The sequence below is a fragment of the Acidithiobacillus sp. TH-A36 genome (genome assembly GCF_057473445.1).
Map to the genome: position 1 here is coordinate 1 of NZ_JBYCKP010000370.1, position 2577 is coordinate 2577.

1 pseudogene is annotated in these 2577 nt (G+C 47.7%); it reads left to right on the plus strand.

The annotated features are described in order from the left end of the window. Positions 1 to 1764: 1764 nt before the first annotated feature. Positions 1765 to 1953 (plus strand): annotated as a pseudogene (locus AC2VLY_RS09745) (superinfection immunity protein); the annotation flags it as partial. Positions 1954 to 2577 lie beyond the last annotated feature (624 nt).

A 2577-nucleotide genomic window follows, 5' to 3' on the forward strand; every position in this document is an offset into this window, starting at 1 on the left:
TGGCATATCTATGGTGACCATCAACGAGTATTTTTTCATGCTCTCTTTCCCATACCATCAACGCATCACGAACCCCTTCATTAAGGATGCTGGCTTCTAGGTTGGCGAGTTCTTCTGGTTTGAGGGGATACAGCAGATCTTCTATTTCCGGCAAGATAATCAGGCCCGTTGAATCCATCAAGCTTTCTCCATGAGCGAATCATGTCTGAAAAAACTATATGTGCTTTTATGCCTTGTCAAACTATTTTTTTAATATTTTTTAAAACGGTTATATAAAGCATGAAAACGATTATATATGAGCTTAGAAACGATAATGTTTAATAAAAAACGCTTATATTTTGTTTCGACCACCCTGTTACACGATCACTTTGATCGGGGCTTTGTATAAGCCAATCGACTAAGCGGTGTCGTACCATCCAACCTGAAAGTTCCATTTGTATTTTGGACGCGATAGCCAAATTGGATTACAGCAAGACTCCTTTCAAGCCGCTCCGCCGCTTCTCTGCCTTGCATCGTCAACAAACATAACCAATACCACGATAGAAAACTTGGATACCTCTTTTATTCCTCGTATTCGCGCACAATCCATATCTATCGCACCATAAACTCTAGTGATACATCTTTTACTCCTCGTTTATCCCCCTTATTCGGGCACAAGCTATAACTATCGCGGCATAAACATTAGTGACACCTCGTTTATCCCTCGTTTATCCGCACGGATAAAAAATTGCTGCAGACAAACAGGGCAAGACCGCTTTTCCCCGCATTTTATGGTCATCGGCGAAATTCGCCCTTCAGGCGGTTGGATTTCCCTGGAATCTGGGTTGTCGGTATCCCCCCTCCAACCACCTATCCTTCGGTCATCAAAATAGGTCATCAAAACCCTGTTACCCGCCCAGAATGTTCCCCCATCCCATGCGCGGCTTTACGTGGTTACCTGCTCCTTTTTTTGTGTAAGCGAACGGCGCTCTGCTTTTTTGTTGTCCGCCTGGATTTTCAAGCTATTAGACGGCGTGACACCGCAAAACGATCTGTTTTAAAATCGCACCTGTGATCTCTAAATACTATGTATATATGAAGGGGCAAAAAACGCGAATGTGATCTATTAGAGAACAAAACCCGTTTTGATCTCTAAATACTATATGTAGAGCCACAATTGCGATTCTTGCCATCGAGGTCAAAACCGCGACTGAGCCACGCCAAAGGCGGGCACATAGGGGCAAGGAAAGGCGAGAAATACAGCCAAGGCCAGAGGCTCATGCAGAGAAACCTATCAAAGGCTATGTCACGAACAGGGACAGCAAGCACGCTGTAGAACATCATCAACAGACGGACAATGGGGCTCTAGCATTGAACTAAGGGCTGAGGTGATGCCAGCCCTGCACTTCAGGTATCCAAGGCGGTTACAGGGCAAATATGGGGCATAGAAAGGCATCTGCAAGAAACAGAGGCAAGGCCCATCCTGAACATTGCGTATAGGACGGCATAGAAAGGCTACAGAAGACAGTTTGATGAATAGAGCTACCCAAAGCTCCACAGAGCAACAAAATGGCGTGCAGGGCAAATATGGGGCATTCCTGAAAGCAAGTAGCTCTTGCTCTGATGAAAAGGTTTGGAATCGCCCATGCCGGGAGCAACCCATGCCGACTGCAACCCATGCTGGGCAAGCCTTTAGGATGTGCTTGGGCTTACAGCAATCTGTAGTGATGGGGTAATATAGGGACAGGATGTAAGCGGTTCCATTCACAACGGAGAGCAGGGGTAATGTGGCATTGGCTTTTTGAGACGCCGGCAGGTTTTGTATTTTTGTTGGTTGCAGGCATTCTTGTCGGTTTAGTGGTTTATGCCCTACCGGTGCTACTGGCCTGGAGCCTGGGGAGCCCCTACCTTTTGGGGATAACCTTGCTATGTTTACTGCTCGGCTGGACGGTCATTGGCTGGATAGCGGCGTTGGTATGGGCGATGGCGTCGGGCAGAGATGTGGCTTTTGATGAAGAAGCTAATGACGCGGCAAATGCAGACCGGCATTCGCATTCCCAGTTCTAGTTTTTTGTTGCTGACCGCGTATCCGGTGCAAACCATGATTTCGGTGTTATTCATCGTCATTCAGGAACCACTTGGCCGTGTTATGAAAATCTGACTCTAAGTTGACGGGATGGTTGTGAGAATCGCCTGATAGGGGGCTGATTTTTCACGGCGCTATTTGACAGATACTGGTGTCTTCTTTCCACATGAAAGTAGAACCAGAGGCGTTCCGCATTGTTCAGCAGCACCTGTTATACCTCCCCATACGCTGGCGATAAGCTCGTTAACAGGAAGAATACGTCCGACGAAACGGGCTCGCAGGTCAACGTCTATCCAATCCTGCAGCATTGCTCGCCTATCGCCGTCAACAAGCTTGGCAACGCCTTTTTGGAGATCTCCCAGTGTGAGCACACTAAGAAACCCCACAGACTCCCGCTCGTCTACCCATGTTACGGCCCGAGGATCAGGATGCTTTTTGACCAACTCTGACAGAACGCAGGTATCCAGAAGGTATCTCACAGGCTGGCGTCGCGCCCCACATCGTGACGATCT